Origin of the sequence: Mucilaginibacter sp., from assembly GCF_028288105.1 — a bacterium.
Lineage (GTDB): Bacteria > Bacteroidota > Bacteroidia > Sphingobacteriales > Sphingobacteriaceae > Mucilaginibacter.
Genome location: NZ_JAQBOI010000006.1, coordinates 1 through 13,678, shown reverse-complemented (window position 1 = coordinate 13,678; position 13,678 = coordinate 1). Strand labels below are relative to the sequence as shown.

At 40.4% G+C, this 13,678-nt stretch carries 10 protein-coding genes and 2 riboswitches; of the genes, 1 reads left to right on the top strand and 9 read right to left on the bottom strand.

What is annotated here, in order from left to right; genetic code table 11:
• Positions 1–24: 24 nt before the first annotated feature.
• The 8 genes from JWQ85_RS00370 to JWQ85_RS00335 form a co-directional block, all read right to left on the bottom strand.
• Positions 25–1,329, bottom strand: a complete 1,305-nt coding sequence (locus JWQ85_RS00370) for a peroxiredoxin (protein ID WP_299462214.1) — start codon at positions 1,327–1,329, stop codon at positions 25–27.
• 32 nt (positions 1,330–1,361) lie between these two features.
• Complete coding sequence (locus JWQ85_RS00365) at positions 1,362–2,678, bottom strand: peroxiredoxin (protein ID WP_299462212.1); 1,317 nt, start codon at positions 2,676–2,678, stop codon at positions 1,362–1,364.
• A gap of 249 nt (positions 2,679–2,927) precedes the next feature.
• A riboswitch (SAM riboswitch) is annotated at positions 2,928–3,040 on the bottom strand.
• 459 nt (positions 3,041–3,499) lie between these two features.
• Complete coding sequence (locus JWQ85_RS00360; RefSeq protein WP_299462210.1) at positions 3,500–3,946, bottom strand: protein-disulfide reductase DsbD domain-containing protein; 447 nt, start codon at positions 3,944–3,946, stop codon at positions 3,500–3,502.
• 12 nt (positions 3,947–3,958) lie between these two features.
• A complete protein-coding gene (locus JWQ85_RS00355) occupies positions 3,959–5,095 on the bottom strand; it encodes a cysteine desulfurase family protein (protein WP_299462207.1) in 1,137 nt (378 codons plus the stop codon).
• 96 nt (positions 5,096–5,191) lie between these two features.
• Positions 5,192–5,306, bottom strand: a riboswitch (SAM riboswitch).
• 223 nt (positions 5,307–5,529) lie between these two features.
• Positions 5,530–6,288: a hypothetical protein gene (locus JWQ85_RS00350; protein ID WP_299462205.1), complete on the bottom strand. Its 759-nt coding sequence runs from the start codon at positions 6,286–6,288 to the stop codon at positions 5,530–5,532.
• Positions 6,289–6,375: 87 nt separating this feature from the next.
• Positions 6,376–7,809, bottom strand: a complete 1,434-nt coding sequence (locus JWQ85_RS00345; protein ID WP_299462202.1) for a hypothetical protein — start codon at positions 7,807–7,809, stop codon at positions 6,376–6,378.
• Between the two features lie 203 nt (positions 7,810–8,012).
• On the bottom strand, positions 8,013–11,300 hold the full coding sequence (locus JWQ85_RS00340; RefSeq protein WP_299462199.1) for a TonB-dependent receptor: 3,288 nt from the start codon (positions 11,298–11,300) through the stop codon (positions 8,013–8,015).
• A 100-nt stretch (positions 11,301–11,400) separates the two neighbouring features.
• Entirely contained in the window at positions 11,401–12,393 is a 993-nt protein-coding gene (locus JWQ85_RS00335; RefSeq protein ID WP_299462196.1) for a FecR family protein, read from the bottom strand.
• 205 nt (positions 12,394–12,598) lie between these two features.
• Here JWQ85_RS00335 and JWQ85_RS00330 point away from each other — a divergent pair, with 205 nt between their 5' ends.
• Positions 12,599–13,153 (top strand): dihydrofolate reductase family protein, encoded by a 555-nt coding sequence (locus JWQ85_RS00330; protein ID WP_299462193.1) that lies wholly within the window; start codon positions 12,599–12,601, stop codon positions 13,151–13,153.
• A 75-nt stretch (positions 13,154–13,228) separates the two neighbouring features.
• Here the strand turns inward: JWQ85_RS00330 and JWQ85_RS00325 are convergent.
• The coding region (locus JWQ85_RS00325; RefSeq protein WP_299462190.1) for a sigma-70 family RNA polymerase sigma factor at positions 13,229–13,678 on the bottom strand (450 nt) is incomplete at its 5' end.

Sequence of the window (13,678 nt, the reverse complement as noted above, 5' to 3'; positions counted from 1 at the left end):
AATTATTGTATAGTCAGTTAATCTTTATCTTCCTTGTATTGCGCTATCATCAGTATTTACTGCTGCAGTTGCGGGTGCTTCTTCTGCTAATAGTTTATCCAGCAAGGCGTTGAATTTCTTTTCGTAATCCTTATAATACTTGCCGGTTACCGTGCCGGTGTAGCCTGTGTAGATCTCGCGCACTTCGCCTTTTCTATCAATAATAATAGTTGTTGGGAATGCAACAAATTTGTTAAGCGCAGGCAGTTTTTGCGATACAAGTTTTTTATCGGCCAGGCCACCAAACAGTATGTCATATTTAACATTGTATTTATCGCGCAGCTTGCCTAATGTGTACTGGGCATATTTAAGGCTGTCTTTTTGTTCAAAGCCAAGGGCAATGGCTTCTACCCCACGCTGGTGGTTTTTATTGAACCAAGGCGACAGGAATACTGTTTGATCTGTACAGTTAGGGCACCAGGTACCTATTATTTCTACAATAACAACCTTGCCTTTGTACTTGTCATCACTTAATGATACCGGTTTGCCGTTAAGATCAGGAAAGGTAAAGTCAAGCTTTTTGTAGCCTTCTTTCAAAAAGGTTAGCTTGTATGGATCTGGCAGTTCGGCTTCATCATCTTTCACCGCGTCAAACTTGGTGTTATCATAAATACCTGAACCAATTTCGCCGCTTAATGTACCATCGGCATTTATTTTACCGCGGTAGATCTTTGGACTTGGGCCGGTAAAGCCCGATAGTTCAAACTGGTCGCCCTGTACGGTGCCTTCCAGTTCGCGGCTGTCGCCGGTTACCTGCATTATTACACCTGTAAGTTTGTTACCTGTTTGTTTAAGAACGGCAATCTTGTTGGGCACCTGCTCTTTCGAATATACTTTCAGCTCCCATTTTCCGGTAAGGTTTGCTGCCGGGGCAACATCCTTTCCGGGCTCAACAAAACGGTAGCTTTTGCCATACTCGGCAGTAAAGGGCAAGGAGTTTCCTCTAAAGCCCGGTACAAGACTGCGGTATTCCCCGCTTAGGGTGCCATTATCTTCAATTTTGGCAACCAGTGCAGCATCGTAGGTATTCATTTTGATGAATACCGAATCTTTGCCAATTTTTTGTACATGGAAGTTATCACGGCGGCTTCCGTTTAATAAGGTAAAAACCGCGTGCTCTGCATCCTTCCCCTTAAATTCAAAGTTGAACGGCACCTGCGATTCGCTTACGCGGAACACCCCGCGCCATACGCCTTCTTTAATAAATTTAGCCGGTTCTTTATCGCCTGCAAAGGCAGCACCGCTAAATAACAGGCCTACTAAAAGCCCTTTTAAGTTGTTGTTTTTCATTTTTTATAGTGTCTATAAGTCAGTTTATAAAATTAATTGCCCTGGCGGGTGTTGGTATCAATAACCTGCGCGGTTTCTGGTGCCGGTTCAGCTATCAACTCATCCAATAGCTTGTTAAATTTCTTCTCGTAATCATCGTGGTATTTGCCGGTTACGGTACCTGTGTAGCCTGTATAGATCTCGCGGACATCACCTTTCCTGTCAACAATAATAGTAGTTGGGAAAGCCACGAATTTGTTAAGCGCAGGCAGTTTTTGCGATACCAGTTTTTTATCGGCCAAGCCGCCAAAAGCTATATCGTAATTGATATTGTATTTTTCTTTAAGCTTGCCTAATGTGTATTTAGCATATTCCAGGCTATCTTTCTGTTCAAAACCAATGGCAATTGCCTCTACCCCACGCTGGCGGTTTTTGTTAAACCAAGGCGACAGGAACACGGTTTGATCGGTGCAATTTGGGCACCAGGTGCCAATAACTTCAATGATGACAACCTTGCCTTTATATTTTTGATCGCTTAACGAGATCTGTTTGCCATCAATACCCGGGAAAGAGAAATCGAGTTTCTTGTATCCTTCTTTCAGGAAGGTAAGTTTATATGGATCGGGCAGTTCAACATTGGCATTTTTGGTGGCATCAAACTTTAAGTTTTTATAGATCCCGAATCCTTGCTCACCACTAATAGTACCATCGGCGTTAACCTTTCCCTTTACAATAAAAGGGCTTGGGCCGGTAAAGCCGCTCAGCGCGAATTCATCGCCTTGTATAGTGCCTTCCAGTTCGCGGGTATCGCCCACAACAGTCATAATAACACCTGTAAGTTTGTTTCCTTTTTGTTTAATAATGGCGATAGATGCAGGTACGGCTTCTTTACTATAGGTTTTTATCTCCCACTTTCCGGATAGATCAGCTGCAGGTGCAACATCTTTACCAGGCTCAACAAAGCGGTAGCTTTTACCATATTCGGCCGTAAATGGCAGGGCGTTACCTCTAAAACCCGGTACCAGGCTGCGATACTCGCCACTTATTTTGCCGTCATCTTCAATTTTAGCAACCAGGGCGGCATCATAAGTATTCATTTTTATATATACCGAATCTTTACCCAGGCGCTGCACATGGAAATCATCCCGGCGGCTACCGTTGATCAGGGTAAAAATGGCATGCTTAGGATCTTTCCCCTTAAACTCAAAGTTGAACGGCACCTGCGATTCGCTTACCGTAAATACCCCTCGCCACACACCTTCTTTAATAAATTTTGCGCCGGGCACTTTGTCGCCGGCCAACGCTGCACCACTCAATAAAACACCCAGCGTAAGGTATTTTGCTTTTAATAGATAGTTTTTGAAGTTCATGTTTGTAGAATTTGATTTTGTTAATGATTTTTTACTTGCTTAATGGATATTAAGGAAGTGTAATAGAAATTTTGAGGCATAACAGTTCCATGCGCATCAACGGCAAAGCCATTAATACTTAATCCGTGTAATTAAAACTTACCTTGGATAATGCCGGAAACTACATGCACATACAACAACATCGCGGTGGGGCGGCGGCTGGTTGTCTGTTTAGTTTTGGATACTTCAAATTTTTCATAACACTTAGTTAATTTATTATCCGTTAGATTATTCCTTTGGATAAAGTAGAGCACTTATTTCAGGCTATCTGAAAAGTTGCTAAAAGATCATCGAGACTTCCTCTCCCTTTTTCTTAATAAATCAACTAATTAATGGTGGGGTTAATTAGATGCAGTAAAGGTAATAATAAATATTAAAAAAGCAAATTAAATCTATAGACTTAGTAGTATTTATTTAAAATATTTAGTGTAATAATACATTTTTTGTATTTGTTATCGTTTTTTGATTTACATCCCGGCTACTGGAATAGAGATTTAGCTGAATGAAGTTCCACCATTGCATAAAGCCTTGTCACTATACACAGTGCCAGGATGTTAATCTTATAAGATCTTGTTTTAATGTCCCGATTGCGTGTAGATACTTACAGGCAACAACAGCTTTGCATAGCGATACCAGAGCGGGTTGCTAAGTGGTGAAAGGCAATAAGATGTTTAGATGCGTCAGTTTTCATTTGTTTATTATTCTTTATAAATAATAAAATCAATTGGTGGAGGATTGACTTAATATCTAATTGTGTAAGGGTATATGTGTTTATATCTGTTCTATTTTAATGCGACCGAAAATTCTACATCTTCGGGCGGTAAACATTCTTTGTTACTACAGGCCATAAATGAAATAGTGCCTTTTATAACCGGCTTATCTTTTACCAGCCTAACTTTCTGCTGAAACACTACCGTATTTTCAAAGTAGGTTACATTCATATCAAAAGCCTTCTCGTACTTTTTAAGTGGCTGCGGTTCTATAGTTTTGTTCACCAATGTGTACTCGTCAGATTTATTGAAGACCAGCGCCGTTTTTGCCGGGCCGCCATCCGCAACGTTTTGCGAGTAAATATGCCAGCCTTTATCAATGGTTGCTTTTACCAAAACAACCGCTTCATTATTATTTATTTTTTTAGCAGCGTAGGCCCACTTTACCGGGGTTAGTACTTGCGCGCTTGCGCAAAACCCTGATAATATAATGCCTGCGCCGATGATATATTTCTTCATTTGTTATTCTTGTTATGCTGCTATGGCTTTATATAATGCCGATAGTTTTTCTACTGTGTAATCTATCTCGGCAGCAGTATTAAACTTGCTGAACGAAAACCTGACCGTATTTCTTGACAGATCAGCCCCAATGGCTTTCAATACATGCGATGCCGAGCCGGTTGAGCAGGCACTACCGCCTGATACCGAGATGTTGTTTTGATCAAGGTAAGTTAGCAGGTCGCCGGTTGCATGGTTAACAGGCAGGCTTGCGCTTAGCACCGTGTAAAGGCTTTTTTCTGCGTTAGCCGAATTACCATTGAACCTTACATCGCCTATTTGTTCCTGCAGTTTGGCAATCATCCTGTTTTTTAATTTTTGAATATAAAACTGGTGCTCATCAATATCACGATAAGCAATTTCTAAAGCTTTTGCCAGCCCTATAATGCCGTGGATATTTTCGGTACCGGCCCGCAGCTTACGTTCCTGCGCCCCGCCGTGTAATAGTTGTGATAGCTGTATACCATCGCGACAGTAAATAAACCCTACCCCTTTTGGTCCGTGAAATTTATGTGCCGATGCCGCTATAAAGTGCGTTTTTAATTTTGACAGATTGTGCCTGTAGTGGCCCATGGTTTGTACCGTGTCTGAGTGAAAAAGTGCGCCCCTGCTATTACAGACCTCCCCTATCAGCTCAATATTATTAAGGTTACCTATCTCGTTATTGGCATGCATTACTGATACCAGCGAACGGCTGTTGCTTTTTAACAAAGTATCCAGGTGGTTAATATCCAGGTTGCCCCGGCTATCGGTATCTATAAAGCTTAATTTTATTTCGCCGTTATTCTTCAGCACATCAAGGGTATGTAAAACGGCATGGTGCTCAAACGGTGTGGTGATAACGTGTTTTATTTGATGAGAACGCACGCTCGACAGGATAGCCGTGTTATCGGCTTCGGTGCCACCGCTGGTAAACACAATTTCGTTTGGCGATGCATTTAGCAGATCGGCAATGGTAGTACGTGCACCTTCAATAGCAGTTTTTACTTCGCGCCCATGTTCGTGATGCGACGACGGATTGCCGTAAAATTCCAGTAAATAAGGGGTTATTGTTTTAAATACCTCGTTATCCAGTTGTGTGGTAGCAGCGTTATCCAGGTAAATTCTCATCTTCTAAATATTTTAAAATGTTACTATGTTACTTTAGTAACTTATCTCAAAAAAAGACACAAAAGATAAAGCGCTGTAAACTTTTAATTTCTTGTCATCTTATCTTTCTCCCATTAAATGGAGCAGGAATTAGCACCTTTTACAAGCTTAAAAGCCGGTACAGGTTGCTAAGACGTCTTCGGGCCTTTCCCTCTGTCTTTCTGGATAAGTTATTAAAGAACGATTATGATGATGCAAATATATAATAAATTCTATAATGTCTATAGTTTTTATAGAATTTATTATATATTTTAGATTATAGTCTTGATATTACCTATGAATAAGGAATAAAGCGGTATAAATTATACTGAATTATTAATATTTTGGCTGTGACTACACCATTGGATTTAGTGAATACACTGGCTCTAATTCTTATTCAAGCGGCTGCTAATATATTAGTCTTCAAATAACGTAGGAGTACTAATATATGGGATTTGACCTCCAACAACAGATATTATAATGGTGTAAAGGTTAACCCCTACACTATTATTTGAAATAAATGTACTTTCAACGGGTGTACTATTTGTATCTAAAACCGGGTTGTTATTCTCATCCAAAAAAGTTACCGAATAAATAGTAGTGGGCCTCTTTACATTTCTTACTATCTTGATCTCCCTGCTCATCTCCGAATATCCGTTGGTAAATTCCGAACCAACCGTCTGGATAGTATCTACCGGAATTCCGTTCTGGCTAAAAACAACTTTAATATTTTTATTACCCAGAATAGACTGGGCGAAGTTTGCTAGTTTAACCTTTATACGATCTTCTGTGGCAGGGCGGGGCTCTAAAAGCTGGTTGTTTTCCAATAGCTCTACACGCGGCGCATCGGGGTCTGGTTTAAAAAACACGTATGTTTTTGCAGTGTCTTTGCTGATAGTAAGTTTCCTGGTCAAAACACTGGTATTGGTAGCTGAGTTAAAAAACTCAAATTCGCCTTCGCCCGCCAACACCGTCAGGCTTCTGTCTGCTCGCGGTTCAATGGGTTTGCCCTGGTAAGTGATTATTAATGGGCCATTGGGGCCGGCAAACACATCAAATGGGTCGTCAAATGTAACACTGGCAAACGTGGCCGCCTTAGATAGCGTAGCTTCTTTTTTGCAGGAATAAGTAGCGGTTGCAATTAGCAATATTAAAAAGTAAATGTATTTTTTCATATCAATGATTTAAAGTAGCGGCCTGTTAGGGCCGCTACTTATTAACTTATATTATGTTTTATAAAACAAACAGATTGAAATTTAAACTTAAAAAGATGGTGTGAAATCTGTCCAGTTGCTTGTCCAGATAGTTGATGCTGTAGCTGCAGGATCAATTGCACCACGGTAAGCGGTACCACCACCGGTAGTGTTCCCACCGCTAAACGCAGGTGAAGTTGATAATGGTCTTAAATTAAGCGGGGTATAGGCACTTTCGTCATAGAAAGCAGAAGCGCTTGTTAATTTAAGGAAACCATTAGCTGCTGCTGTGCTTGCTAAAACATCAGTACTAATTAAGCTGTAAGTAGCCGGGTTAGTAGTTGTAGTGGTAGATGCAGTTGTATAGGCTTGTACCACGTTGTTGCGGAATATAGAACCAGCAGTAGTAATACCTTCAAACTGAACACCTGTGTTAAACCCGCCAAGAATTGAGTTCTGAATATCAAGCGATGATGCTCTTCTCCAGTGGTTAGCTTTTTCCAGATCTGATGCACTGCCATTGGTAGAGTAACCCAGGATAGTAAAGTTTCTAAGTTTTGGGTTTGTAAGTGGCGTTAAAGCACCATTTCCTGCAGCATTGTTATCAGATTCGATACCGTTAGCATCGCTTACACCGCCAGAAACTGTGTGGGTAGAAAAAGGATCTTTCAATGCAAGGGCATACTGAATTGTACCAGAGTAACCATTGTCAAAATCAAAATCATCATCAGTTCCTGCTAAGGCAATAAGGTGATCTGCATTAACTGTTCCGCCAAAAAACTCGAAGGAATCATCATTACTGAAAGATACCTGGATGTGGTTTAAAGTTGTTCCAGAGCCTACACCACCCAAAGTAAGGCCATTGATTTCATTATCAGTTGATAACAAAAATCCTGCATACTCAATACGGGCGAAACGTATAACACCTGAATTATCATTTGTAGTAGTTCCACCAAAAGTAACATCGGCCGGCGGTGAAGTTGGGATACCTTCAATAACCGTAGTGGTTGGCTGGTTGGTTTGGGCTTTTCCTAACAGAATAACACCGCCAAAATCACCAGGTACCGGAACTGCTACAGCCGGATCAGGACCAAAAACGATGGTACTGTCTGGGTTATAGCTCGCTTCAGCAACATTATTTTTGTTACCATTTGCGAATATCTGAGCATTTTTGGCTATAACCAATACGCCTTTTAAAGACCTGCCGCCATAAGTTACCGCATTACCGGTTACTACGTGTGTACCTGCTTTAATATACAATTTAGCATTGGCGCCCGAAAAATAAACCACCCCGTCTAATTTATACAAGGTATCAGGGCTTAAAACACGTTTTGCAGTGTAAACACCACTTAAGTGCACTTGTGGAAGTGTACTGTAATCAATAGGCGCTTTAGAAGATTTATTAAAATCTCCGTTCGAACCAACTAAATCTTTCTTACAGCTTGTTAGGCCAAAGGTAGCAGCTACTGCGAGTGCTGCTAATGTTGCATGGATTGTTTTCATTTGTTAGGAATTTTTAATTAATGGATAAAAGGGTTTTGTTTGTATTATAAAACATTGTAAAGTTGAATTATTAGTTTAACCAATGCAAGGAAAACATAAAAAATATTTTTCATAACTAATTGATTAATAGTATTTTATATCACTTATCAAAGTAATTAAACCTCCAATATGTAAGTATTAATTAATTATAAATCTTTTCTTTTTTAAAACTTATAGGTAAAGGTCAAACTGGCCGTTCTTCCGTTTTTTACACGATAAGATATGCGGTCCCCTTTATCTTTTTCATAGGCATCGGTTCCGTTAACCAGTACATAGCCATTGTTATAATCTGCGGTTCCGCCTACGTAAGCGGTAGGATTGGTATAAAAGAATGTTTCCTCATCCAATATGTTCGCAATATTCAGCCTGATCTCTGCCTTTTGTTTAAGCAATCGCGTACTCAATTGCAGATCTACCAGGTTACGGCCATTCTCGTATTCGATACCATTTGGGTCTACTGCGGTAACATACGAGCGGTAACCAGACCGGTTGTAGCTCACATTTGCACCTACATATTTTGAGTTATAGTTGATACCTGCATTTGCCATCCAGGGAGACTGGCCATACAAAGGACGGTTAACACCCGGGATAACCTCTTGCCGTAATTTAAATGACTCGCCATTATTAACAGCATCTACAAAATATGCTAAAGCGTAAACCTTTGATTTTGTCCAGGTACCATTTCCAAACACCGTTAGGTTATGCAGCCATTGCTTGTCTGCTATAAAATCCAATGATTTACGCACCTCTATTTCAATCCCCTTATTTATGGCCCTGTCCTGGTTTTGGAAACGAAGGAAACGTGACCTGCCTCCTCCCCCGCTCACAGGCTGATCAACCAGCTCTAAGGGTTTATCAAAATCTTTATAGAATGCCGATACTGAAATGATCTCCCCAGATGAAGGGTACCATTCATATCGCAGATCATAATTTTTTATCTTGGTGCTCACTACGTCCCAACCGCTAATAAAAGCGTCTAAATAAGCATCGTACAACTCAAAATAAGAAGTTTCTCTAAAATCCGGTCGTACCACGGTGGTGGAATACGCAGCCCTTAGGTTCATCTTGTCGGTTAAGCTGTAACTTATATTTACAGATGGCAAAAAACGCCAGTTCTTTTCACCTGTTATAAATGGATTTACTTTCTCAAAACCATTAAAATTGGGGGCACGCAGAAACTGTTCCTGCCTGTTGGCCAGGTTAAAATTCTCTGCCCTTACGCCGTAAACAACCCTCAATTTTTGAAAAAAGCGTTGATCCAGCATCAGATAGGCTGCATGATATTTAGAAGAACCTGTATACTGGGTCCCATTACGTGATGCATCGGCATAATAAAATGCAGAGTCGGCAGTAGCACCTATTCTTTGGGGGGCAAGAATATCCTCGTACCTGCCGGTTAACTCTGCATTTGCGTCTTGCTTAATAATACGCACCTCGCTTGACCCTAAAGAACGTTGCTTTCGCCAGCCATTATAACCTACTTTTAGTACGCTTTTATCCTTTAAAAAATTAAAGGGCTGGCTCAAACTGGCCGACCAGTTATAATCCCGTTCATTTAAATGTGTTGATAAGCGGTAATCATAAAGACCAGATCCGTCACTAAACACCGAAGTGTTCGGGCTGTCATAATAATCTACTCCCGCTATACTGGCTGTCTTGTTATACCTCAGTCGTCTCATATCCTTAATATCCTGACTGATGTTGGTTAACGCGCCACTCCAGTTAAACTTTAATCCATTTTTACCGATCAGGTTTTCGCCTTCCAATTTGCTCTGGTAAACCGTAGTAAATTCGGGGCTGTCAAAAAATTCAATAAATCTTTTGCTTTCTGTGGCATCATACCTGGAAGCATATTGCGAAGTTTCGTTAAGTACGTGAGAGTAGTAATTTTTAGAAGTTATTTTAAATTTTTCGCCCTGAACACCTGCATTCAACACCCCACCAATGGTGGTATTAAATTTATACAAGCTGCCCGAGCTTCTGATCGCGGCAGTATCAATAGGATCGCCCTTGCCGGCAAAAGTCAAATTTGAGTTTCGTACTGTTATAAAAGGGTTAGTTTCCTGCGTATTACGATAAGTTAAGCCTCCGGTGAAGCCAAATTTTAATCCTTCTCTCAACTGGTATAAACGGCCAAGCGAAAAGCGGTAATTTTGGTTCAGCGCCCCTTGATAAGTATAGGCTTTAAGCTGTTCGCTGTTAAAATGTTTGCTTTGTGGTACAGCGTAAGCAGGGATTGGGTCAGTGCTGTTTTGCTGTGTCCATGCTTGAAGGTTCATCGGCGTTTTTCTGCGGCCATCATCAAAACCAAAGTAATCGTATTTACCACGGCCGCCCAGCATTACAAAATCCTTACCGGTGGTACGGCTGTTATAACCGGTACCAATGGTAAAGGAGTTAAAATTTTGCTCCGGAATATCCAGGGTGTTGATCAGGATCTGGCCTCCAGAAAACTCTGCAGACATATCCGGGCTGGCTGTTTTGTTAACTACCACGTTACTCACCAGCTCCTGCGGAACTACGTCGAACGAAAAATTTCTGCGGTTCATATCCGTACTGGGGATGATCACCCCATCAAGCATGGCCTGGTTGTAACGTTCGGTTAACCCTCTTACTACCACATAGCGGGTATCTATTGTGGTTACCCCGCTGATGCGTTTAAGCACCTGACCCAAATTATTATCTGGCGTACGTGATATTTGCTCGGCAGAGATACCATCCGTTATAGAAGCATTATTTTTTTGCTGCGCATACAAACCGGTTATCGATTCTCTTTTAAAAGAGGATTGTACTACCACTTCCTTTAAAGCGCTGGATGATACCTTTAAAGAGATATCCAACCTGGTAAGCTGCCCGGCTTTAACAATAACCTCTGTGATGCGTTTGGTTTGAAAAGAGATATAACTTACCTCCAGTGTGTAAGTACCCGGTTCAAGCGTTAACTGGTAGCTACCATCTACACTGCTGGTAATACCCTGCCCTGTTTGGATAACCCTTATACTGGCACCCGGTAAAGTTTCACCCTTATCGTCAACTATTTTACCACTAATACGGCCGGGATCTGGTTTCCTGAGCGGAGCGGGTTTGGTATAATTTACATAGATAGAGTTGCCCGACAAGGAAAAGTTCATGCCGGATACGGTTAGTTTTTCCAGGACTTTCCCCAAGGCTTCCTGGCGATAACTCACTTTCTTTAGTTCAACCTTTTCAAGCTCGTTTGGGTTGTAAATAAAATTATAATTGGTTTGTGTTTTTAATACTTCGAGTATCTGTACTGCATTTACCTGCGCAAATTCAAGCGAGACAGGTTTAGTGATAGTTTTATAGTTGCCATCTGTTTTACCCGTTGCCTGTGCAAAAAGCGGGCTGCTTAATAAAATGGTGAACAGGATAAATAAATAAGCGGTGTGTTGTGTTCTTAAATGTATACTTATAGGTAAATTAAAAATCATATTTTTGAATTGCTGCATTGCTTTTAGTAATGTGGTTTCGATTGTTACCGGTTTTTCCGGTCAAATTGTTAAGGAAAGTACCGCCTGGCCGCGGTACTTTCTATTTAAGGCCTCTATGTTTTTGTTTTTTCGATAAGGTCAGTTTATAGGTTGACGAATTGATTTTGTTTACTTTAAATGGATATATAAAAGTGAGGGAGCTAAGCAATGCATCTACAGAACCGCTATTGAAATTACCGCTGATGCTATATTTCTTAAAATCATCTTCATTGAATTGGATATTTACGTTATAATAAGATGCCATGCTGTAAATAGCATCCCGGAAAGGCACACGTTTAAAGTCTAACACTCCTGCCTTAACCGCATCTTCAGAGTTATCAAAACCTGTCACCGTATTTAGCGTGCCATTATGATAATCAAATTCCTGGCCGGGGTGTAAAATAACCGGCGGGGCGGTTACACCGTTACGGTCAATCTGTACTTTGCCGGTATATAAGCTTACCTTCTCATAACCATAATTTTTATAATGCTTGATGATAAAAGATGTACCCAAGGCTGTAGTGGATAGTTTACCGGAATTTACACGAAACGGCTTGGTTTTGTCATGGGCTACTTCAAAAAAGGCCTGGCCTTCTAACAGATAAACCTGGCGTTCGGTCTTGGTAAATGCCTGCGGATATTTAAAAACAGCACCTGAAGTTAACGTGATCACTGTCCCGTCTTCGAGTTTTACCTTTTTTATTTTACCAAGCGGCACACGTACGGTAGCGAAAGTTTTTGTTTTCTGAATAAAAGTATATTCCTGATAAATTTTAGTACCACCAAATAATATAACGAAGCCTATAACGACAGCTGCCGCTACTCTAAAAACTAAGCGGGAGAATTTTCCGGCTTGTTGTTTATGCAATATCTTTTGTACTATATCTTCGGCCGGTTCAAAATCCGAAGGGAATTCGTTAGCTATATCATCAAAATCTGCTAAATCCTGCGGATCACTATGTTCAAGCATTTTAAAGAACTCTTTCAGCTCTTCTTTCGAAAGCTCCCTGGTGAGATACCTTCGGTGTAAATATTTCTTTCTGTTATGATCCATATAAATAACGCCTCATATCGGCCGACTACTTATATATACTACCCGAGCAGGGTTTTAGGGTAGCTCTAAAAAAAATAAATTTGATTTATCTTTTTTATTGAGATGTATTCTCATTTTATCCGAGCCTCCATCATCATTCTCTGGCCATATAACGAACCCTAAAAAAATTACTAATTTTAGGAAACCAAATACTAAAATCAATCCAATGAGAAAGGTAATCTATGGCATCAACTTGACCCTGGATGGCTGCTGTGACCACACCAAAGGGGTTGGCTATGAAGGTGTACATGAATATTTTACGGACCTTATGCGAGATGTTGACCTGATCGTTTATGGGCGTAAAACTTACGAATTGATGATCCCTTTTTGGCCCGATGTTGCAAAAAAACAGTCTATGAGCAAAGCATCGAACGAATTTGCGCGGGTATTTGACTCCATAGACAAGCTTGTTTTTTCCAAAACGTTAGACAGGGTTGAAGATAAAAACACGAGAATTGTTCGGACAAATCCTGGAGACGAAATATTGAAATTGAAACAGGAACAAGGCAAGAATATCTCGCTTGGTGGTGTAACTCTTCCTTCGCAATTGATAGAACTTGGTTTGGTCGATGAATACCATTTTGTCTTCCAACCACTAGTTGCAGGAGAAGGGAGACGGTTGTTTGAAGAAACTAACCTACAGGAGAAATTAGAATTAAAACTTGTGGATTCAAAGATTTTAAAATCGGGATGTGTTGCGCTTCGTTACTTAAAACAGTGACGGAAATCTGTGGCGGGAGAATATTTCCATAACATAAAGTAGCTACATATATTACAGAAGTTTTATAAGTAATACTTATACTAAGCAGGAAAATACAAGAAAATAAAATAGCGTGATATAATCCAGGTATTCCTTATTGGTTTTTAAAGCCTCAACAACCCGGTTTGCTTTTACCATATGATCTTTTACCGCGTTACGGCTGATGGAAAGCTGATCGGCCACTTGATTATAGGTCATATCCTTAAAGCGGATCATTTCGAAAACAACTTTTCTTTTAGGTGGCAGTACGTTTAGTGCGGTACGTAAGGTGGACAGGCTAAAAGTTGCATCTATCCGTTTTTCGGGAAGCAATTCTTCCTGCTCGCGAATGAAATAAGCTTCCAATTCCGATTGCATTCTTTTCTTTCGGGAGATATTTCTCAGCCAGGTAAAAACTATATTTTTAGATACCGTTAGCAAATACCCTTTAATCCCTTGCTCGGGTTTAACATAAGCACGCGTATTCCACAAGTGAAGAAATATGTC

Coding starts and splice junctions, on each gene's coding strand:
- JWQ85_RS00360 (WP_299462210.1), bottom strand. CDS start 3,946: ATGAAGAAATATATCATCGGCGCAGGCATTATATTATCAGGGTTTTGC.
- JWQ85_RS00330 (WP_299462193.1), top strand. CDS start 12,599: ATGAGAAAGGTAATCTATGGCATCAACTTGACCCTGGATGGCTGCTGT.
- JWQ85_RS00355 (WP_299462207.1), bottom strand. CDS start 5,095: ATGAGAATTTACCTGGATAACGCTGCTACCACACAACTGGATAACGAG.
- JWQ85_RS00365 (WP_299462212.1), bottom strand. CDS start 2,678: ATGAACTTCAAAAACTATCTATTAAAAGCAAAATACCTTACGCTGGGT.
- JWQ85_RS00345 (WP_299462202.1), bottom strand. CDS start 7,809: ATGAAAACAATCCATGCAACATTAGCAGCACTCGCAGTAGCTGCTACC.
- JWQ85_RS00370 (WP_299462214.1), bottom strand. CDS start 1,329: ATGAAAAACAACAACTTAAAAGGGCTTTTAGTAGGCCTGTTATTTAGC.
- JWQ85_RS00350 (WP_299462205.1), bottom strand. CDS start 6,288: ATGAAAAAATACATTTACTTTTTAATATTGCTAATTGCAACCGCTACT.
- JWQ85_RS00335 (WP_299462196.1), bottom strand. CDS start 12,393: ATGGATCATAACAGAAAGAAATATTTACACCGAAGGTATCTCACCAGG.
- JWQ85_RS00340 (WP_299462199.1), bottom strand. CDS start 11,300: ATGATTTTTAATTTACCTATAAGTATACATTTAAGAACACAACACACC.